This is a genomic window from Bradyrhizobium sp. BR 10261, from assembly GCF_019455395.1.
Lineage (GTDB): Bacteria > Pseudomonadota > Alphaproteobacteria > Rhizobiales > Xanthobacteraceae > Bradyrhizobium > Bradyrhizobium manausense.
Genome location: NZ_JACOFQ010000004.1, coordinates 60,564 through 79,746, shown reverse-complemented (window position 1 = coordinate 79,746; position 19,183 = coordinate 60,564). Strand labels below are relative to the sequence as shown.

Sequence of the window (19,183 nt, the reverse complement as noted above, 5' to 3'; positions counted from 1 at the left end):
CTAGACCTTGCCGGCCCGGTGGGCGCGAGCCCTTTCCATGATGAACCGAAAGGTTTCGGGCTTGGGCATCGCCCAAGTCCCACTACCGGATTGGCCGGCCCGATATTCAGCGCCTAGCCCGCAGCGATAGTTGCGGTAGTCAAGCACGGCGGCGGCAAGAAGCGGCCAGCGCGCCAGCGGGAAACGTGCTTGCATGACTCGCCTTTTGAACTGCAGGCGCGGAATGCGCCGGCTGCGCATCGAAGCGGGAACGTCGACGCCTAACAACTCGGTCAAGGCGATGAGCTGGGTTTCGAGCGCGTTTCGCGCCAGTTTCCCTGGTACATAGCCGGCGAGCCGGATCCAATCCAGCCCGTCCGGCGAGCTGATCAAGTCGCGAAGCTGCAGGAGGTGCCTTAGATCAATTCCGCCTACCCAATAGTCGTAATCCTGGAATTGATCATGCATGGTCAGCAACAGAGCCTGGTAAGCTGCTGTTGGCACGTACGCTGACCCTGAACCAATCGATGTGAGCTTGCATTGCTCCAGGATGTCGCCCGCCGGGCGGTAAAAATACGCGGGGCCCGGCAGGGTCCGGTGCAGATCGATCATTCCCACATCCTGAGGCCGCTTGAGATCGGTGCACCATTTTTCGCTCGCGGCAGGAGTTTGGAAGTGCACGACGTAGCCGATGTCAGCGAGTGCCTGCAGAGAGATCTGCGTTTGCTCCGGCGGGACCAGAAGATCGATATCGGCCATGAGCCTCATTGAGGCTTGCGCGCGTGAGGCTGTAACAAGGGTGGCGGCGCCCTTGAGCAACACGGGCGTCACTCCTCCATCATTAAGTGCAACGACGGCTTCGGTCAGCTGGGCAGTCAGCCGTTGATTCCGAACCTCATTGCGGCGATGGATCTCTCGCACATAGGCGCATACTTCTTCCGGCAAGCTTTGCTGGAACCGGTGCACGAAATCGATCAGGGCCGGCGTCGTTAGCGTCTCGTTCGCAAGTCCCAGAATGGCGAACCAATCGGGATCAGATGGCAGTACACCTCGCAGGCAACCGCACAAACTGAGCAGCGCAGAGCTATGAATTGCCATGACAAAGTCCGGTGAGCACACGCGCGGCATCTGCGGCATCCGAATAGATGAGCTCGAAGCATTCGGAGTCCGCGAGCATCCTCTTCAGTGCGATGAATCGTCTCCGTGATAGCTTACCGTCCGCCGCGAACGAGCCCTCCAGGATTCTACCGATTGCATCGATTTGGCCGATCCGGATTAGCTTGGTCGACAGACCCTCACTCCGCTGGAGGAAGACAATCCATTTGGCTGCAAATCTTCCATGATGCACGTTTACGGCGGGGAGATAGCGCACGCGAGCTTCGTCTGACCGGCGATGGACGGGCTGATCCCTGAGATCGCTGCGCAATCTCGAGATGATGTCCCAAGCCCCCGATTTTACCGTGAGCGGAAACGGCAGTCCCTCGGCCTCTCCGTCTGGTGCAATAAGCACCACGTCGTCGCCGCCATATTGAAATCCGGCGTGGCACAAATGCACAGAGAGCGTTGATTTGCCGACGCCGGGATTGCCACAGACGAGCAGCCCATTGCCCTGTAGTATGAGCGAAGCCGCATGAAGCGCGACATCCGCCCGATCGCTCAGGATGAGGCGCTCGGTCAAACACGCCTTGATCGCGGGTGCCAACTGATCAATTTCGCAGCGGAAGGTCCTGCCCCCGTTGAGGCGAAAAAATGCCTGATCAGCGTTCTCGACCGCCTCTATGAGGATGTCACTCGGACCGTGCCCGCGCGTGGAATGTCCAAAGAGCGGCTCCAATAGGCCGAGCAACCGCTCGTTTGAGCATTGAACGGCAATCGTGCGCTGAGCAAAGCGGGTGTGTAGCGTCCAGTCGCTCGAGGGCTCCCACTCCAGATCGACCAGTCCCAGTTCAAGCCATTGATTTAGGGCCTGCTGCACCAACCGAGAGGCCGCGGCGCCGTCCATTCCGCAATTGCTCAGTTCCTTCGTAATCGCCTCGGTTTTCGCTCTTTCCAGCAATTTGCACCAGATGAAAGCGGCGACGCTGTTGAGTTCGAAGATTTGCTGGTTACGCTCGCTGAAGACCAGGGGCCGATTGTCCATCAATGTGAATGAGCTATCTGAGGCCGGACGGAGAGCTACGGTTGGGCAGGAAACGAGGCCAGCCATATGGGTTGGGGTTGTGGTGCTTACCATCGAAGTCCTCAGATTAATCATCCCGCTGCTCCGCGTTCAAACTCAATAATACCCCTCGACAAAATAAAATAAATATTTAAATTGCAATTTTTAAATCAACGAGAGGCGGACATGTCAATCAAGTTCGTCGGCGACATTGAATGGGATGGCAAGGCTCTCTGCGCGCGGGTCGCTACCGGGTTCGGAGAGGTGCTCTGCAGGGTTCCGCGAGAAACAATTCATGCGCTTCCGGTCTATTCGGACGCGATCGAGCGGGAGATCCGCTCACAGCGGCACGCGATCATGGAAAGGCTTGCTCCGGCTCTCAGAGCAAAGCTTGCCATTGCAAATAGGGATCGGGCGATCGAGCTGCTTCCCTCGGAAGTTCACTAGCAGCAGCCCACGAGCTCTGCGAGCGCGCATAGGGCCCTATCCCGACGCGGCAGAAATATCTCTTTTTGCTGCCTTGCTTGAAAAGATAATTAAAAATAACGCGTCTAAATTAAATCTATCGATCGGGACACTCGTTGGGCGGCAGCGTGCATGACGGCGAGTATCTCATTGCGAGAGCCAATTGCCGAAGGCGCTGCAATTGCGATACCATGCTGGCAAGTGCCAAAGCGGTCGCAGAGAGCTCTTCATCGCGCCGGATCATTTCAGCCAATCGATCTACAACGTCGGGATTTGTGATCATCCGTAACTCGCATGCAAGAGGCGTGCAACTGAATTGGCCGGGGCGGACCAATGCTGCCTGGGACCCCTCAAGTAGTACAGCGATAATTTAGCCCGGAACCAAGTTCGGGCGGTGTGAGGCAATTCACATTTGAAATCTGCCGGACAGCACAAGAAATGCGCAACAAGATGAAGCCAGGCGGCGCCAGGGCTATTCTGGCTTGCTCCCGATGAACGAGCGGTGCTGATTGCACCCATCGTGCTGACAGTTCACCAATGTCGAGTTGCCGAGGATATCAGCTGCGCCATCCTCGTCGGAGCTATGCCACGCTGAAATTGCAAAGTGGAGCGTGAGTAGCAGGCTGCCGATCATCAATAATCCGAGCAAAACGCGATCCACTTGCTATCCCCACCCTGGCCTGCACCGGAGCAGAAGAAACGGTTCTGCTGAGTCGAAAAATGCAGCACGGCTTACCTTGCTTGCATTCTCCCCGAATTTCACTGGCGAGGTGCGAAGCGGAAGGCGCGATTGAAAGCGGGATGCGTTTTGGATTAAATAGCTTAAAATGCCGGCGCCTCATCGATAATCTTGCTGGTTAAATTTGGGGAGGAGATATGAGAGAGCGTGAGAGGGGCTTATTCGAGCCGTCGGGCCTACACGATCGACAGAGCATCGAGAGAACGGGACTGTCGCTGATCCAGCCTGGCAATCGCGTAACGATGAGCAACCTTGGACGTCGTCGCCACCCGAGCTACGCGGGTCTTGAAGGGACGATCGTAGGTCGGAGCGCCTATCCAAGTAGCGTCCGCGTGAAATTCGACCGCCGAATTCAGGTGGAGACCTTCCATCGCGACTACCTCGAGCTCGTGGACCCGACTGCCGCCCGGGCTGCTAGCGAGGTTGTGACTTGTGGGGATCGTTGACGTTCATTGCCGACCCCGCGCATCGGCAAATCAGGTCGGTGCGAGGGATGCGAGCGGAGCGGTGCGCCATGCGCTCGATCTTCCCAGGTCTTACGTCTTTTGACGGCGCTTTCGTTGCGTCGATCGGGCGATCAGAAGATCATCAAGCTTCTTGCCCGCCCGCAGTTGCGCCCTGAGCCAGCGGGGCTGCTTGCCGCGGCCCGACCAAGTCTCGTCCGGATTCTTAGGGTTCCGATATTTCGGCAGCACAGGTGGGTACGGACGGCGTGTGCGCTCCGTTCGAGGATTGCCCTCCCCACCTTCAATCTTGCGCAGTCGTGCCTCAAGCTTGGCCTTTTCTGCGGCCATTCGTCGACTGAGCACAGAGGTCACTTGGTCATAGAGTTCCCACAGCTCAGCCGTGGTCATCGAACCCCAGTCGCCCGTCTCCATAAAGCCGTCCCCAACTACCCCGCTAGGCGCGCAGGGATTTAACAGTCGGGCCGCCTTCGGGCAAGGGCGATGCAGGTCCGATATCGCTAGGGCCGGCTAGGGCGATACCTCCGGGCGGCCTGTCTCTTCCCGATGGACCGTCTGGTGGACCGTCGCCTGCCGAGCATTCTCTGCTCCGCCTCGAGCACGCGATTTCGTAGGCTCTGCAATTCCGTAAATTGTACAACGAGGGACTGATGAGTTTCCCGTAAAGCACCTAAAGGATACATGGGCCACCTACTGGTTACAAACACTGACCCGACCGGCATCGATGATCTGTGAGGAGCCATCTTTCCGGTCGCAGGCACCGGCTAATTAGTATGACTATTGATGAGGGCGCCGCAGCGCTGTCTTGCTAATCTCCCTTTTGCGTGTGGATTATCGTCGACCTTAAATGCCAACAGTAGTGGTCCCTATATATCGTTGGTTATACTCGCGATTCGAGAATGTGAGATCTCGGCCCTCGCGGACAACGGGTGGAAACCCTGAGGTGCCTGCAGCTTGCAGGCGAATATCCTAAGGTTCACTACCGATTAAAAAGAGTTTTACCCAGTTTTTCTTGATCCGCTGGCGCAGGCGGCCTGTCGTACTATTCCGGAGGGCTCTTCACTCAGGGGAAGATATGCGCTAACATAGCTATCGAAGGTTGTTGGCTTGGCAGGCACCGAGCGCGACATTTTTGTCTAATGAAAGTTAATGTATGGGCCGAGGTTTTGAAGAAGATGCCAACGGGCCGGACTAAATTGGTTCGGTGCGGGGTTTGACAATAACAAGATCGAGGACCGCATGCGGCGCACGACGGTAGTCATTGCAGACCGGCAGCCGATCGTACGTGAAGGGATCACCAGCATCCTTGCGGCGCAACCTGACTTTGCAATCGTGGCTGCCTGCCGAGACGGAATCAGCTGCATCGAAGCGATCCGCCGTTTTGTGCCTGACATTGCCGTTTTGGAGCTTTCGATGCCCGATCTCAGCGGGCAGGACATTCTGGCGATGGTAAAAGGCGACCGCCTCGCCACTCGAGTGGTATTCTTCGCGGCCTCTCTCGCGGAGCGGGAGTTGGGCGCGGTGATGGCGGAGGGGGCATACGGTGCGCTCACCAAGGATGCCGAGCCTGAGATATTGGTCCGAATGTTGCGACAGGTTGCACAGGGTCACGCTGTATCGCCGGTGCCTTCGCCTGAACCGGGGGGATATCAGGACGAAACGCCAAACCGCGAGAAGCCCTTACGGCTGCTGACCGATCGCGAACGACAGATCATGGCTCTGGTATCGGAAGGGTTGTCCAACAAGGAGATTGGGCGGCGTCTGAATGTTGCTGATGGAACGATCAAGGTCCACCTGCATCACATTTTTCAGAAGCTTGAAATTGCCAACCGGACAGTGCTGGCGGCGCTAGCGATCTCGCAGCACGAGGCACGTATTGCGCCCGTGGAGATCGATCCGTCCAACACGTCGCTAGAGGATGAGGCCGACGTCAAGTAAGGATTCCATTCGCGGCCCCTCCGGTACCAGATCCTGCCCGCAGCTGCTGTCGCAGCAATCGGCGGTGAAGAGCCAGCATCCAACGACCGCTTGAAACCACCGAAGCCGCTAATTTCCAGTCTGCGCTCAATCTGCAAGGCTGCAGCGCTCACCCGGTGAGCCTGCTCTCATCCGCAGTCTCGGCATGTTGATTCAGGCTGAGGAGGCCCGCATAGAAATTCGGAAAAATAGATGAAGGTCGCTGCGCCCCAGTGCCGTCTTTGAAGAGCTCCGCTCAACCTCCGGGCGATTAATCCTGAAGCAGCCCGTTGCACAAACTTCATCGTCGTCTGACAAAAGTTTCAGCGACGGCCATCTTGAAGTCGTCACATCTGCACGATGAAATGTGATGGGAGGAGCGTTCCGAGCACCTAGGAACAGTCCATGACAGCAATTCTGGTTTTGGCATCGATTTTTGCGGCAGGTTTTGGCTGCGGCTATGGCGTGCGAGCATGGCGCTCACGCAGGCGGTCGGCACGGTATCGACTCTACGCGCCCTATACTCCGGCTTCAATCGGTGCTGGCCGAAGCCCGCCCACCTCGTAACGACCATCGGTTAGGTTAGCTCATCTCTTTCCTTGAGAGCACCGGACTAGGAGTTTAGAGCCTACGAGCCTGTTGCGAGATTTGAAGGACGTCTGCAATTGCGAGGCGTGCGTAAGGAATCGTAGATGGCGTATCTTATTGCATTGCTGGGCCTGACTGCTGGCGCGGTCTCATTGATTGCTTTTGTGTGCATTTATAGTCGACGGCGCGAAGGACTCTCCGGCCCCTGGATCCTCCGTGAGGGTCGTCGTAATGATTGAGCAAAAGCGCCATGCGCCGCGAAGATATTTCGTCGATGCGCAGGGGCATCGCGTTCTGATCGGCCTGTCGTCGGACGAAACGGCGGAATTTGAGGCCCTGGATCTGTCGCCGGTGACCAGTGACATCAGCGACGGGGGCGCCGGTGAAAACGAGGTGAGGTGGCTCGAACTCTACCTCAAGCATGAGGGGGCGTGGCGGACCTGGATCACGCAAAGTCGAGCCGAGCAGGCGACAGCGTTCAAACTTTATTAACCGTATTTGACCGATGGTGGCCGCTTCAAATCCGAACGTGGGATGGCCCAAATGTTTCAGCTATTCCTGAGGGCACGCGCGCACAATCTCCTCAATTCCCGGCGTGAGGACAAGGGCTTCAAAGCCCGCTCGGCCGAGCGCGACGCCGAGACTGATCGCGTCCGGATCGAAGCGATCATGACAGCGCTCGATACTGCGCTGCAGGAGGCGGAAAGGGAGCAGGCCGGCCTCAATCGGCGTGTTGATGACGCGCTTGCGCGCGCCTCGGTCACCATTGGCAACGGCACCGACGAATATCTGGATCGGGAGCCGCTGGACAATCATCATCAAGACCTTTTCGCCGCCGATATCTCGAACGGCCAGCGCAGGCTCAAAGAGCTGAGCAGTACGATTGCGCACCTGAAATTCGTCAAGGCTGCAATGCTGACCCGCTTCCCGGATTTCAAGCCGCCACAGCTCAACAGCTAGTCGGCATCTGTTTCACAGAAGAGCGTCCAGCGCTCGAATCGACGCGCTGTGGCGCGATGATCCGGGCTTCTTTGCGGTTGGGCGTTTCGGCCGTCTTTGATATGGTCCCCCGTCACGCGGCGTGGATCAAAGGAGTGAGCAAGGTGCCCGTCAGAGATATCCGGAGGTTGTTGGGACTAGCGTGCTTGTTTGCGCTGATTGCTCCCGCGACGACGTCTGCCATCACCGCCGAAGTGGCGCGCACATGTGACGCGGCGGCCGCAAAGGCTTTCCCGCCAAAGCAGGTTGGCAATCCGGCCGCCGGCAGTTCCAAGGGCTCTGCGAAGGAGCGGCGTGACTATTTCAACAAGTGTGTCGCGAACAACGGCAAGGTTGACGACGCGCCGGCCGATGCGCCCAAGGATAGCAAAGCCAAAAATTAGGCGGCCAACCCGGCAAGCTGGTGGTCCTCGCGCTTAACGGGGTGGGGGGCAGGGGGAATAAAACGCACCATTAGTCGCGTTGATGCGTTCGACGCATTGATTGGGATTGGTGACGGTCCCTGCGACCGTGAAGTCGTAGCCCATGCCCTTGACCACCACGATGTAGCGTCCCGGGGGAAGTGTGAAGCCATCCTGCTCGGGCTGCAGCAACAGCATTCGTGGCTGGTCCTCAACGGGGCCCACTTTATAGGGGTAGGACATGCTGCGGATGACCCAGGCATCGCCGGCGCTGACCATGGCAGCCTTCCCGGTGGTGTCCACGCCCATCGCGCGGGAGACCTTGGCGACGACCCGAACCTCGGTCACGCTTGTATCCATCCCTCCATCCGGGCGGAACACGATGAATTTGACATCTCCGCTCATCAGCGTGGTCGCGCTTGGCGTGTTGATGGCTGCCGATATCGCGACGCGCCGGTCGGGGATCTTTCCAGGGACCGCCTTGAGCTCCTGGAGTTGGCCGTCGCTGAGGGCGTAGACCCCGAACGTTGTGGGCAACGGCATCGAGGGTTGTGCCGGCGGCGCCGGCTCTTTTTGGTTATCCGGCGTCCGTTCCGCCGTCTCGCGTGGGTTCGGCGGCGCCGCTGGCTGCGGCTGAGCATCCCGGGACGCGGCCTGTCGCGGTGCGAGCGGCGACAGGGCGGCGAACTGTGTCTTCAACCGCGGCCAATAGGCCACTCCGATTCCAACCGCGAGGATCAGCAGGAGCAGGACGGCCAATCGAATGGCAGATGTGAAGGCGCGGCTTCGCTTGCGGCGGTCTGGGGACTTGGACGGTGCGACAGGACTGCGCGGTGGTTCCGCCGGCTGAGGAGCGGCCGCTACGGTCAAATCAGGAGGCGCTGCCGGAATGGGCGGCGGGCTCGGGGAAGCGACAGACGGAGGAACAGCAGCGGATGTTTCCGCGACGTTTTGCGGCGTTGCTGCGACGCTGCCTTTGAAGGAACGCTCGACCTCTTCGATGGCGCGTTCGAGGATTTGCAGGAGATCACGGGATTCCCCCGCGTCGGCGTGGGTAAATTGCTCGCGCAGCTTGACGCGGGCGAGCTCGTAGATGATTTCCCGCAGCTGCCTGGGATCCGCGGAGGTCTCTCCGATGCGATCCGACAGAAGGCGGACAAAGCCGGCCTTGATCTCTCGCGTGTTCGGAGCGTTGGCCGCAGTGTCGCCGGGATCGGTCATTAAGGTCGATCAAGTAGCTCGGATGAGGCTGTTTCGCTAGGCTTTTCCACATCACGCCCGCCTCTCCGAGAGCGGTCGCTCCATGGTCGAGCTTGCAAGAGCCTCTCAGGCCGTCCCAAGGAGCTTGCTTTTGGAAGAAAACCTGTGACATTCCGGCGAGCTTCTCATTCAGGTGTTTGATCATGCGCAACGGTTTATTGGCACTCACATTTGTAGCCCTTTTGGTGCCGCCTTCCTTTGCACAAGGGGTCAAGGATAAGGCCAATCTGACCAGCACCAGCATCGTCACCACGACCACCACCAAGAAGACCCAGACGACCGAGGCTTCTCGCCCCACTGCGATCCGGAATTTGGCGCCGGGTACCCTGCCCAGCGGAACAGCGGCCCAGGGCGTTTGGAGGGACGGCAAGCTCGTCGCGGTGCCGCGGCGGTAAGACCCCAAGGAACCGTGAAGCAGCCGTGAAGGAACGGTGATCGCCACCCTAACGTTGCTGATCGGGAGATATCGCATGCAACGTTTAGCTTTGATCGCGGTCGCGCTGTTCGTGCCCGCAGCCGTCGGGGCGCAGGGGGTCAACGACCCCTCGACGCCTGATCGTAACGTCATTATCGTCAATCCGTCGCAGCCATCGCCGAGCACGGCGACGCCGAATATTCCCAGCCAAATTCAGCCGCCGATCACCAGAGGCGGGCGGGCCCAGCCTTACTACGGCAACAGAACACGGGGCAGCGGCTCAGCTCGGCGTTAAATGCTGGTCGATGCCATAATGCGGTTGTTTTGCCCGACGGGGTGAAGCACATTTCGAGAAAACAGTAGACCTCCCTCCGGCTGTTGCGCTACTGTGCATGGGGTTGTTTTTCGATTTTTGAGGACGGCCGGGCCAGGGGGCCGGCCCCGAAACGGGGGCGCTAACGGGCCGCAAGCGGACAATTCGCGTCCGGTGTCAGTACCGAAGCAGGATATCCTTGAATTTAGGATCGATCATTTGTGCTGATTCCATCAGGAGTGATTTGCCCTGAGGGGTTGCCTGGACATAAGCCGCAATCAGAAGAGGGGCGTAGCGCGCGCGGTTGGCGAGCGCCGAGCGGATGTCGGATTGCGCGAGCAGCCTGATCTCATCGTCGGTCGCAGCCACGCTCGATGTCACCGTCTGGACGCGGGAAAAGGCAACATCAACCGGCACTGCCCCGGTCAGATAGGACATTTGCAATGCGGGCGTCGTCGGCTCCCCCGCTTGCGCCTTGAGCGTACTGAGCGTGAGCCACAATGCGGGACGGATCGGTGAGACCTTGAGCGCGGACATGACGGCATTCTGAGCCGCCTTGTTCTCTTCGGTTCTCTTGGTCGTATCGGATGCCGGACGATGCAGAACGTTCGCAGCCTGCGCGGAGGCATCATTGGCAAGCAAGTCCCCGTCGAAGGAGAAGCGGGCTGCGAGCCGGGCGGTGGTCAGATTGGCGTTGTCGGGCGGAAGCACGCCCGAGAATAAATCCTCCGGTCGAAAGCCCGGCCGCACGAGATCGCTGAAGAAGGTCAAGCCTGCAGAAAGCGCAAGGACAAGCGAGACACAAATTCCGATGATACGAAGCGGGACAATGCGGTTCACAATCGAATCCGAAAAACCAGGTGATGCCGAAAGGCTGAACCAGCCGCGCGGCAACCATTATTAAATTGCGAGCAGACTATCGCCCTGGATGGTCAGCAGCGTCAAGTTGCCGGTCGCGTAGGCGCCGGTGTCGATATTGATGCGGTTGGGGCGGATGTCGGGAGTGCTGACCGGTGTATGACCGTGCACGACATATTTGCCGAAGCGCCGCTCGGATTCGAGAAATTCCTCGCGGATCCAAAGCAGATCCTCGTCCTTTTGGCGGTCGAGGGCGATGCCCGGCTTGACGCCGGCGTGGACGAAGAAAAAGTCGCCGCAGGTGAAGGACGAGGGCAATTGCTGAAGGAAGGCGAGGTGCTCCGGTGGGATCGCCAGGTTCAACGCCTCGATCAGTTCGGCCTGTTGTTCGGCCGTGGGGTTCATCGTCGGCGTGATGCCGTAGGACACCAGCGTCAGAAGCCCGCCGTAATGCCGCCACTCCTGCAGACGTGATGGATCCTTCAAGACCTCGAGCAGGAAGACCTCGTGGTTGCCCTTCAGGCACACCGTCTCGTGCGATTTGGAGCGTTCGATCAACAGATCAAGGACGGCGCGAGAGTCCGGACCGCGATCGACATAGTCGCCAAGAAAGACCTGAATTGCTCGGCGAGGCGCAGACCGGGCAAGGTCGGCGTCGATGACGGTTAACAGCGACTGAAGCAGATCCGCGCGGCCATGCACGTCTCCGATCGCATAGATTCTCACGCCGTCGGGGAGCCGCGGCTTGATCTTCTTGCGTAAGCGTGTGGATAGGCCCATCAGGTCGGTCGAATCGCCTTTTGCGTCGCGAGCGGACGCCGAAACGCTCTTAGCAGAACAAGTCTGGGATCGGTATTCTTAATTGTTTCTGACGAGCAAGGGCGCATTTTGATTAAAGCATCGCGCAGCCCTTGAGCCATATTTCAAGAGGTCTCGCGTAGCGTCTCCCCATCAAGAACGGGGGGCGCGGAATGCGTAGCGTCTCCCACCTAGAACAGGGAGCGCAGAATGCGCAAAGTTGTAAAGTTCCTATTGGCCGTCTCCGCCGTTGTCATTGCTGCGGGGGTGCAGCGGAGCGCGGAAGCCGCCTTTGTTGGAGCGCCCATGGGGTTGCGCGGGGCCATCCAGTACATCAAGTTCGACCAGCCGACGCTGGCGCCGATGGCCTTCACGATCTTTTGCCTCAAGTACAGGGACGAGTGTAAGCCCACAACGCTGCGCATCGTGTTCCGGGGCGGCCGTCTCAAGCTGACGCCCGAGCGTCTGGCGCTGCTTCAAGAGGTCAATCGGGACGTCAATGCCGCGATCCGTCCTGAACCGAACCTGGAAGGGCTGCGCGGGGAAAAGTGGCTGCTGCATCCTGCGAGCGGCGACTGCAACGACTACGCTGTGACAAAACGTCACGACCTGATCGCAAAGGGATTCCCGGCGCGCTCGGTGTTGCTGAGCGAGGTCGTGGTGCCCTGGGGTGAGCATCATCTGGTGGTCGTGGTGCGCACCACGGCAGGCGATCTCGTGCTGGATAACCTTACCGGTCATATCCTGCCGTGGTCGAAGAAGTCCTATCGCTGGGTCCGGATCCAGACCCCGAAGAACCCATACTATTGGGCCTCACTGAGCGGCGATCGCGACGCCTGACGATCTGCTCTTATCGTGAGCTGACGCTCTGCGATAACCCCAGTCCCACGATCACTGAAAGGCATAGGATTGCTGCCGGGCGCAGCAATCCTGGACCTGCGAAGCTCTGAACCAGCGCAAACAACAAGCAGGCTGCGGCCGCCGTTGGAAAGAACGAGTCGCGTCCACGCTGCAAGGCGCCGAAGAACAAGCGGATCAAGGCCAGCACGCACGCCACGCCTGCGACCGCAAGACCAATCCATCCCATGTCGGCGAAGATGGCTGTTGCTGTCGAGGGGGCCAACAAAGCCTCACTTGCGTCGCTCTGGTAGATCCGCCCCACGGCCGAAAAAGTCCCGGCCCCCGCACCGAACCATCGCGTGTCGGCCAACATTCGCTCCAGCGTGGCCTTGGTTTCGGTCCCGACGTCAGGGACGAGGCGCAGGAGGGCAAGCCCGGAGCGTTGTTCGAACAGGAATGTCAGGACAATCGCCGTGCCAATCAGCCCGGCTGCAGCCAGGGCGCCGGCGGCCAATGGCGAAAGGTCAAGTCTGCGGATCACCAGGACCAACAGGATCAACGCGATGCCGAAGCCGGCTGCGACCGCGCTGTTGGCGCTGGAGAAACCGAAGATCGCAAGCGCGCTGACCAATGCACCGAGCAGGCCGTAAAGACCGATCGTGATGGAGCGCAGCAGCGAGTGACGCGTCTCGGCGCGCTCGGCGGCAAGCTGCATGACGGCCATATTGAGCATGATGCCAAGGCCCGCCATGGTGGTGGCCAGATCGGCAGGCGTCGCCGCCATCAATCCGGGCAAGATCCGATGAAGGTCCATGGCCAGGGCCGCGATGGCTGTCGTTCCGCTCAGCACCAGGAGCACCAGTTCAGCGCGGCTGCGGTCGCGGACCACCACGATCGTGACGCCGAGCAGCGAGACCGCAGCTACGGCTTGCAGCAGGGCATTCAGCGTCAAGCCGACGTCGGCCGTGATCGGCCCGAGCGGCACGCCGCCCAGGGCATCATGGGTGCTGGCCCAGATCGGATGCGCCAAGCCCAACCAAACCGGCGCGAGTTGGAGCGCAATGCCGAGCGGAATTGCGATCAGAAGCCATCGGCCCCACGATGTGGCGCGCAGATAGTGCTCGTAATCGGCCTTCTGTGCGCTTGCGGCTGTCGCCAACAAGCCCAGCGCCGCAGCCATGATCCCGAGCTGCGCACCAAATCTGGCACCGGCAATTTCGAGAACGGAAGCGGAAACAATTGCAATGATGAGAGCAAAATAAGCGAGGGACAAACGGCGCGCTCGACGAGAAATCCTGAACCAGTCGGATCACCATACAAGCCGTCGATCCGTTTTGAAACAGCAGGTCTGCTCCTTGCGAACAGCTTCGCCTCAAACCATTCGCGCGCTCGCAGAAGATTTATGGTGGCTCATCAGCCAAAGGAGATCGATCGAGGAGCTCAGCTGAAGAGATCAGCGCGCAGCCTTGGCTGGGCGGGCGACCACGCGGGCGGCGCGAGCGGCCGCGAGAGCGAAGCGAGCGCCGGAGCCGAAGAGATAGCCGGCCTGCAGGCTGATGGCTGCGAACATCGCAGCCTTGAGACCTTCGAGGAAGCCGAGGCTGGTCATCAGGCCGACCGGGAGCACGGTCAGCACCAGGATGAAGGTCACCGGCAGCAGCATCAGGACGCGAAAGCGCTGGCCCAGGACGGCGCCTGCGAGAAAGCTGAAAATCAAAAGCTCGGTCATCCGAAGCACTCCCCTGCTTCGGACCTTAGGTTCCCCACCCTGAAAGGACCCTTAAGTGATATGGCCAAATTTGGCCTATTGGCCGCAATTGGCCACCAGCGAATTATAGGCCTCGCGTAAGCCGGTCAGGGAGACCACGCCTTTGATCTCGCTGTCGCTTTCCTTGATCGTCACCGCCAACGAGGGCGTCGTCTGCCATTTCCCTGATGCAAACGCCGAGACCTCGTCCGGCAACAGGACGGCGGCCCCGGCGGCGGCCATGCTGGCCTCGACCGTCAGCGTCCCGCCATTGCTCGCGGCGATCGTGACCTGGGGGTGACTCCGCGGTGGGAAGGGCCGAATCAGGGCCGCCAGCACATCGACCTTCCCCTTGGGGGCACAGCGGACGATCAAGCCGGCAAAATCCGGGTCGGATTGGATGGTGTCGGCCGTCTTGGTGATGGCGGCAAAGGTCTCCCCGTCGGGGCCCCGCGTGCGAGCGAACGTCCAGACCGAAGAGGCGGCGACCGGGAGGACCGACGCACCGCAATCCTGCCCGTAACAACGGGGCTCAACCGGGCCCTGCTGGGGACCACCGGCCAACAGCAATCCGGTCAGGGCGAAGGCGAAAAGGGGCACGTCGAAGATCCTCGGGGGCTCGGGGGACATCTAGCAGAGCGGGCGCGGATGCGGGAGCGCCATCGTTTTCGGCCGAAATGCCCAGGACCAGGCACGGAAATTACAACAAATGGTCATAGAGGCTTAAGCCCTGGTTCCGAGAAGTTGCGGGGGGGCAACACTCGCCAACATACGGCGCCGTTAACCGTGCTTGAGGGGCCGTACAGCTTGCCGCATCGCCCCCTTGGCCGTACCAATTCCTCTGATTGGGGAACTATTGGGCGCGATTCATGCAATCCATTGCCAAGACTCGTCTCTTGAAGCCGGCATTTTTGCTGGCTGCGCTGGCCTTGGGCGCCTGTTCGACCAACCCGGGCTCTGGTCCGCTGATCGACGATGTTAACAATCACGTCCAGACGGAGAACGCTCCGGCCTATGAGCTGGTGCCAATCAACCCGGCCACGGTTAACATCCTTCACACGCACGAGCCGAAGGGCCTCGCCGGGGCGTTCACCGATAAGCGGCCTCCGGCCAGCATCGTGTTTGGTATCGGCGACGTGGTCAGCGTCACTATTTTCGAAGCCGCGGCAGGCGGTCTGTTCATTCCGGCCGAGGCCGGCGTCCGTCCGGGCAACTTCGTGACGATCCCGGATCAGTCGGTTGACAATGACGGCTTCATCACGGTGCCTTATGCCGGTCAGGTCAAGGCGGCGGGATTGACCGCGGTTCAAATCCAGCGCGCGATCGTCGAGAAAATCTCCAATCGCGCCATCGAGCCGCAGGTTGTTGTTGCGATGGCGAGCCAGCGGACGCAGCTCATCAGCGTGCTGGGCGAGGTCAATTCGCCAGCGCGTTATCCGGCGAGCGCGGCGGGCGCGAAGGATAAGGTGCTCGACGCCATTACACGCGCCGGCGGCATCAAGGGCCAGGGCTTCGAGACCTGGGTCATGCTGGAGCGTGGCGGCCGTCGCGCGACCGTGCCGTTCGAGAACCTCGTGATGGCGCCCGAGAACAACATCTATGTTCGCCCGGACGACAGCATCTATGTCTACCGCGAACAGCAGAAGTTCCTGGCGTTCGGCGCGAGCGGTCAGAGCGGCGAATTCAACTTCGACGCCTGGCGCATCAATCTCGGCGAAGCTGTCGGCAAGGCCGGTGGTCTCCTCGATGGTCAGGCTGAACCGGCTGGCGTGTTCCTCTATCGCCGCGAGCCGCGCGAGGTCGCTGCCCAGCTCGGCATCGACGTCAACAAGTACACCACCGAGACCATCCCGGTCATCTTCAGCATAAACCTGCGCGATCCCGGCGGCTTCTTCCTCGCCACCAAGGTCATGATGAAGAACGGCGACATCATCTACGTCTCGAACTCGCGCAACGTCGAAGTTGCCAAGTTCCTGACCTACCTGCGGGTGATCATGGCGACCGGCGCTGATGCGATTAACCTCGGCAATGATGCGCTGATCTTCCGCAACAACATCAAGCTGGCACCGTAAAACGCCAACCTGATCCAGTACGATCGATGGCACCGGGGCTTTGTCCCGGTGCCATCTTCGTTTAGGGATCTGGGGTTCGTTCGAAGATCCAGGGCCTCGCGTTCACTTGTGACGTGAACTGATCGAGGAGATCCGGATCAAGGCGCCCCCGGGTAAGGCGCACCCGTCATTGGTCACCCTGCAGTGTCGCAAGAGGCATCATGCGCTTTCGAGCAGTCTCGTGTTGTCTGGCACTCGTCCCATTTGCCGTGGGGTTTGCCCCATTGGGGAAGGCCTTTGGCGCGCCTGGTGAGCTCGGCATCCGCCACCGGATCGACGTGGTGGTCTCCGCGGACGCAGACGCCCCGATCTTCCAGCACTTCAGAGGCGCCAAAGGGCAGCTCACCTTCACCGTCCGCCTCTCGGCGAATTCCAAGGAAAGCAGGTTTTTCGGGATGCTGCATCCATCGTTCCCGGACATCACCGTTCCCGACAGTTCGGGAAAGCCACTGGTCCAGCAGACCAAGCTGTGGGAGGAGGAGGTCTGTCACCAGCGGCGCGGCCTGCCCAAGGTCACGGTCACCCAGCTCAGCGGCCATTTCGGCGAGGGGGAGGGGCGGATCGAGATTTCCGCCACCGTCAGGCACATCGGGCTTCTGGTCCCACCCGATGAATTAACCCCTGGAATAAAACTCGATCAGGGGAGTGATCGTCTTGGGCTATTCTACGGTTTCCGGGCGGGGAGCCGGAATAGCCGTCTCAATGTGGATCTGAAGATTTATCCGTTGGATTGTTTCCTCTAAGAGCTCGGGCTTGAGCTCAAGCAAATAGCACCAAAGCAAAGAGCAGCCCAAGAAAGACCGATGCGCCTCCGGCTTCCCCATATCCACTGGTCGTGGAGCTTGCCTGCGGCCTTCATCCTGTACTTCGTCGCAGCTTTCGCGCCGTTTCCGTTTGGCTCAACCAATGATCTGTCGATTGCGTTCTGGTGCCTATGCCTCGGCATCGCATTGATCTTCGCGCCAACGCGCGATCTGCGAAAACCGCATCTGTGGATGATTGCCGGCATCGGCGTCATCGTTGTTGCTTACGCGTTCGTCCTGCACGAACAACTGTCCGATCACCCTTGGGTTGCACCGTTCCAGCCGATCTGGAAACAAGCGTCGGATCTCTTGGGCGTGCCGATCGCCCCGTCAGCCTCTATCGTCAAGAACGAGGCGTTCTTCGCGCTGGGCGCACCGCTTGCCAACATCTTGGCGATCCTCCTTGGTATCACCGTCGGCAGCGACCGCGAGCGCGCACGAGGACTGCTTTGGGTGATCGCGATCTCGGGAGCGCTCTACGCGCTCTATGGCGTGCTGTCGTTCCTGATCGAGCCCACCTTGATCCTGTGGCGGGACAAGACCGCCTATCTCGGCAGCGTGACCGGCACCTTCATCAACCGCAACACGGCGGCGGCGTATTTCGGCTCGTGCGCGGTGATCTGGATGCTGTTGATCCTCGAAGATGTCCGCCGCCGGCTTCCGGAGCGGCACATCCGCTGGCGGCGGCTCACGCGCGACCTGACCGAGATCCCCCCACGCGAGATCCTGCCACAACTCGTGGCTCTGCTTGTCTGCCTCATGGCGATGTTCATGACGACCTCGCGTGCTGGCGTCGGCCTTTCGCTGCTCGCTATGATCGTTTCAACAACGGTTTTCCTCAGGAAGGATCTGCCGCCACGCACCGGCATCTGGATCGCCCTCGGGTCGGGTGTCGTCATTGCTCTCGGCCTCCTACAACTGCTCGGTGGACAGGTTTCCAGCCGCTTCGATAGCCAGGGCCTCGTCGATGAGGGCCGGGTGGAGGCGTGGAAATCGACGCTACGGATCATCGCCGATAACCAATGGTTCGGCACCGGCATGGGCACCTTCCAATGGGCGTTCCCGCCCTACCGCAGCCCACACATCTCGATTCGCGGCGTCTGGGATGCCGCTCATTCGACACCCCTGGAGCTTGCGTCCGAGATCGGCATCCCGATGGCGCTTTTGGTCGCATTGGCCTGGGGGATTATGTTGAAGGTTCTGGCGAAGGGCGCGTTTGTGCGGCGACGCGACGCCATCATCCCGCTCGCGGCGGCGGCGACCGCCACGCTGTCGCTGCTGCATTCATGCCTCGATTTCACGCTTCAGGTCCCTGGCTATAGTATTCCATTCTTTGCGCTTTTTGGCGCTGGGCTGGCCCAATCCTTTCGCACGGCCGAGGCATCCCAGCGCCCTGACGATGCCTCGGCCAGACCGACTGACGATGGGCGCAGGACGGGCACGCAGCGGGCCTTGCGCCGCCCCCCGAGCTTCGTAAAAGTGTCTAGATTTGAAGCAGTTGCGCCGTTTACGAAGTCTTTAGAATAAGTGGACAGCTCCTTCTACTTACAGTACGTTCCGTGCTGCACAGCCATTTGCCCGAGCAGGGGCAACTGATATTTTGGGGGTTGATCATGAGCATTTTGAAGGTTGCGCTGCGTCTGGCTGCAGCCGCAGCGCTCGCCGCGACCATTTCCGCGGCCGCGAGCGCTGCGGTCTATCCGCCGCAGCGTCAGCTGGCGGCGCAACTCATTTCCGATTTCAAGAGCTCGCCCAACAGCCTGTTGCAGCAGTATCCGACCGGCGGCGCGCAGATGATCTCGCGCGTGCGCGACCTCGGCGCGTCCGATCCCACGACGCTGCCGGGCCTGATTGCGCTGTTGAAGGATCCGGCGACCAACAATGACCAGATGCGCGCGATCGTGGCCGGCCTTGCCCAGGTTGCCCGCATGGCCGCACAGAGCGACGCGGCGTTTGCCAACGAAATCCAGACCGCGATCGCCGGCACCGGCAATGCAGATGTTATCGCTGCTTATCAAGCCGCGATCGGCGATGTTGCGATTGCTGCCACTGGTGGCACGGGCGGTGGCGGTTCGACGGGCGGCGGTGGCGCGACGGGCGGCGCCAACAGCAGTTCAACGACGTTCGGCAACAACGGGACCCAGAACACGGCTCCGACCTCCACCGGTTCGGTTACGAGTGCGACGAGCAGCGTCAGCCCGCGCTGAAACATAGGGACGTTAATCTGTGTTGCCGCAGGGTTGCCGAGCGGCAAAGGGATTTGCGAGGCGGCGCCGTCATGGCGCCGTT

The 19,183-nt window shown here is 60.2% G+C and carries 21 protein-coding genes; 12 read left to right on the top strand and 9 right to left on the bottom strand.

Annotation, left to right across the window (positions count from 1 at the left end; all coding sequences use genetic code 11):
- Positions 1 to 1,077, bottom strand: a complete 1,077-nt coding sequence (locus tag HYH07_RS05780; protein WP_220001578.1) for a nucleotidyltransferase family protein — start codon at positions 1,075 to 1,077, stop codon at positions 1 to 3.
- Positions 1,064 to 2,119 (bottom strand): PqqD family peptide modification chaperone, encoded by a 1,056-nt coding sequence (locus HYH07_RS05775; RefSeq protein ID WP_220001577.1) that lies wholly within the window; start codon positions 2,117 to 2,119, stop codon positions 1,064 to 1,066. The genes HYH07_RS05780 and HYH07_RS05775 overlap by 14 nt, the downstream gene beginning before the upstream one ends.
- A 204-nt stretch (positions 2,120 to 2,323) precedes the next feature.
- On the opposite strand from HYH07_RS05775, the gene HYH07_RS05770 reads away from it, so the two are divergent.
- Positions 2,324 to 2,584 (top strand): hypothetical protein, encoded by a 261-nt coding sequence (locus HYH07_RS05770; protein WP_220001576.1) that lies wholly within the window; start codon positions 2,324 to 2,326, stop codon positions 2,582 to 2,584.
- Between the two features lie 1,293 nt (positions 2,585 to 3,877).
- Here HYH07_RS05770 and HYH07_RS05765 read toward each other — a convergent pair.
- Positions 3,878 to 4,219, bottom strand: a complete 342-nt coding sequence (locus HYH07_RS05765) for an H-NS family nucleoid-associated regulatory protein (RefSeq protein WP_057747573.1) — start codon at positions 4,217 to 4,219, stop codon at positions 3,878 to 3,880.
- An 825-nt stretch (positions 4,220 to 5,044) separates the two neighbouring features.
- Between HYH07_RS05765 and HYH07_RS05760 the strand changes: the two genes are divergently transcribed.
- The 4 genes from HYH07_RS05760 to HYH07_RS05745 all read left to right on the top strand — a co-directional run bounded on the left by HYH07_RS05760 (position 5,045) and on the right by HYH07_RS05745 (position 7,731).
- The gene (locus HYH07_RS05760; protein ID WP_220001575.1) at positions 5,045 to 5,743 is read left to right on the top strand and encodes a response regulator transcription factor; all 699 of its coding nucleotides are present in this window, start codon (positions 5,045 to 5,047) and stop codon (positions 5,741 to 5,743) included.
- A gap of 837 nt (positions 5,744 to 6,580) precedes the next feature.
- Positions 6,581 to 6,841: a hypothetical protein gene (locus HYH07_RS05755; protein WP_220001574.1), complete on the top strand. Its 261-nt coding sequence runs from the start codon at positions 6,581 to 6,583 to the stop codon at positions 6,839 to 6,841.
- A gap of 51 nt (positions 6,842 to 6,892) precedes the next feature.
- Entirely contained in the window at positions 6,893 to 7,309 is a 417-nt protein-coding gene (locus HYH07_RS05750; RefSeq protein ID WP_220001757.1) for a hypothetical protein, read from the top strand.
- A gap of 185 nt (positions 7,310 to 7,494) precedes the next feature.
- Positions 7,495 to 7,731 carry a hypothetical protein gene (locus HYH07_RS05745; RefSeq protein WP_228749264.1) on the top strand — a complete coding sequence of 79 codons (237 nt, stop codon included), beginning with the start codon at positions 7,495 to 7,497 and terminating at the stop codon, positions 7,729 to 7,731.
- A 33-nt stretch (positions 7,732 to 7,764) separates the two neighbouring features.
- Here HYH07_RS05745 and HYH07_RS05740 read toward each other — a convergent pair whose 3' ends face one another.
- Entirely contained in the window at positions 7,765 to 8,970 is a 1,206-nt protein-coding gene (locus HYH07_RS05740; RefSeq protein ID WP_220001573.1) for a hypothetical protein, read from the bottom strand.
- A gap of 182 nt (positions 8,971 to 9,152) precedes the next feature.
- On the opposite strand from HYH07_RS05740, the gene HYH07_RS05735 reads away from it, so the two are divergent.
- Together HYH07_RS05735 and HYH07_RS05730 are read left to right on the top strand one after the other, a co-directional pair.
- Positions 9,153 to 9,404 carry a hypothetical protein gene (locus tag HYH07_RS05735; RefSeq protein ID WP_220001572.1) on the top strand — a complete coding sequence of 84 codons (252 nt, stop codon included), beginning with the start codon at positions 9,153 to 9,155 and terminating at the stop codon, positions 9,402 to 9,404.
- Between the two features lie 75 nt (positions 9,405 to 9,479).
- Positions 9,480 to 9,719, top strand: coding sequence for a hypothetical protein (locus tag HYH07_RS05730; protein WP_220001571.1), 240 nt, complete (start codon positions 9,480 to 9,482; stop codon positions 9,717 to 9,719).
- Positions 9,720 to 9,914: 195 nt separating this feature from the next.
- Here HYH07_RS05730 and HYH07_RS05725 read toward each other — a convergent pair whose 3' ends face one another.
- A complete protein-coding gene (locus HYH07_RS05725; protein ID WP_220001570.1) occupies positions 9,915 to 10,577 on the bottom strand; it encodes a hypothetical protein in 663 nt (220 codons plus the stop codon).
- 60 nt (positions 10,578 to 10,637) lie between these two features.
- A complete protein-coding gene (locus tag HYH07_RS05720) occupies positions 10,638 to 11,375 on the bottom strand; it encodes a metallophosphoesterase family protein (protein WP_220001569.1) in 738 nt (245 codons plus the stop codon).
- A 228-nt stretch (positions 11,376 to 11,603) separates the two neighbouring features.
- Here HYH07_RS05720 and HYH07_RS05715 point away from each other — a divergent pair, with 228 nt between their 5' ends.
- Positions 11,604 to 12,233, top strand: coding sequence for a transglutaminase-like cysteine peptidase (locus HYH07_RS05715; RefSeq protein WP_220001568.1), 630 nt, complete (start codon positions 11,604 to 11,606; stop codon positions 12,231 to 12,233).
- Positions 12,234 to 12,243: 10 nt separating this feature from the next.
- On the opposite strand, the gene HYH07_RS05710 is transcribed toward HYH07_RS05715, so the two are convergent.
- The 3 genes from HYH07_RS05710 to HYH07_RS05700 all read right to left on the bottom strand — a co-directional run bounded on the left by HYH07_RS05710 (position 12,244) and on the right by HYH07_RS05700 (position 14,580).
- Positions 12,244 to 13,506, bottom strand: a complete 1,263-nt coding sequence (locus HYH07_RS05710; protein WP_220001567.1) for a hypothetical protein — start codon at positions 13,504 to 13,506, stop codon at positions 12,244 to 12,246.
- A 180-nt stretch (positions 13,507 to 13,686) separates the two neighbouring features.
- The gene (locus tag HYH07_RS05705; RefSeq protein WP_220001566.1) at positions 13,687 to 13,962 is read right to left on the bottom strand and encodes a hypothetical protein; all 276 of its coding nucleotides are present in this window, start codon (positions 13,960 to 13,962) and stop codon (positions 13,687 to 13,689) included.
- 75 nt (positions 13,963 to 14,037) lie between these two features.
- On the bottom strand, positions 14,038 to 14,580 hold the full coding sequence (locus HYH07_RS05700) for a hypothetical protein (protein ID WP_312016645.1): 543 nt from the start codon (positions 14,578 to 14,580) through the stop codon (positions 14,038 to 14,040).
- Positions 14,581 to 14,849: 269 nt separating this feature from the next.
- On the opposite strand from HYH07_RS05700, the gene HYH07_RS05695 reads away from it, so the two are divergent.
- From HYH07_RS05695 to HYH07_RS05680, 4 genes are all read left to right on the top strand, one after another.
- A complete protein-coding gene (locus HYH07_RS05695; protein ID WP_220001564.1) occupies positions 14,850 to 16,052 on the top strand; it encodes a polysaccharide biosynthesis/export family protein in 1,203 nt (400 codons plus the stop codon).
- A 200-nt stretch (positions 16,053 to 16,252) separates the two neighbouring features.
- Positions 16,253 to 16,834 carry a hypothetical protein gene (locus tag HYH07_RS05690; RefSeq protein ID WP_220001563.1) on the top strand — a complete coding sequence of 194 codons (582 nt, stop codon included), beginning with the start codon at positions 16,253 to 16,255 and terminating at the stop codon, positions 16,832 to 16,834.
- Between the two features lie 60 nt (positions 16,835 to 16,894).
- The gene (locus HYH07_RS05685) at positions 16,895 to 18,421 is read left to right on the top strand and encodes an O-antigen ligase (protein WP_220001562.1); all 1,527 of its coding nucleotides are present in this window, start codon (positions 16,895 to 16,897) and stop codon (positions 18,419 to 18,421) included.
- Positions 18,422 to 18,507: 86 nt separating this feature from the next.
- Positions 18,508 to 19,101 carry a hypothetical protein gene (locus HYH07_RS05680; protein ID WP_228749263.1) on the top strand — a complete coding sequence of 198 codons (594 nt, stop codon included), beginning with the start codon at positions 18,508 to 18,510 and terminating at the stop codon, positions 19,099 to 19,101.
- The last annotated feature ends 82 nt before the right edge of the window (positions 19,102 to 19,183 follow it).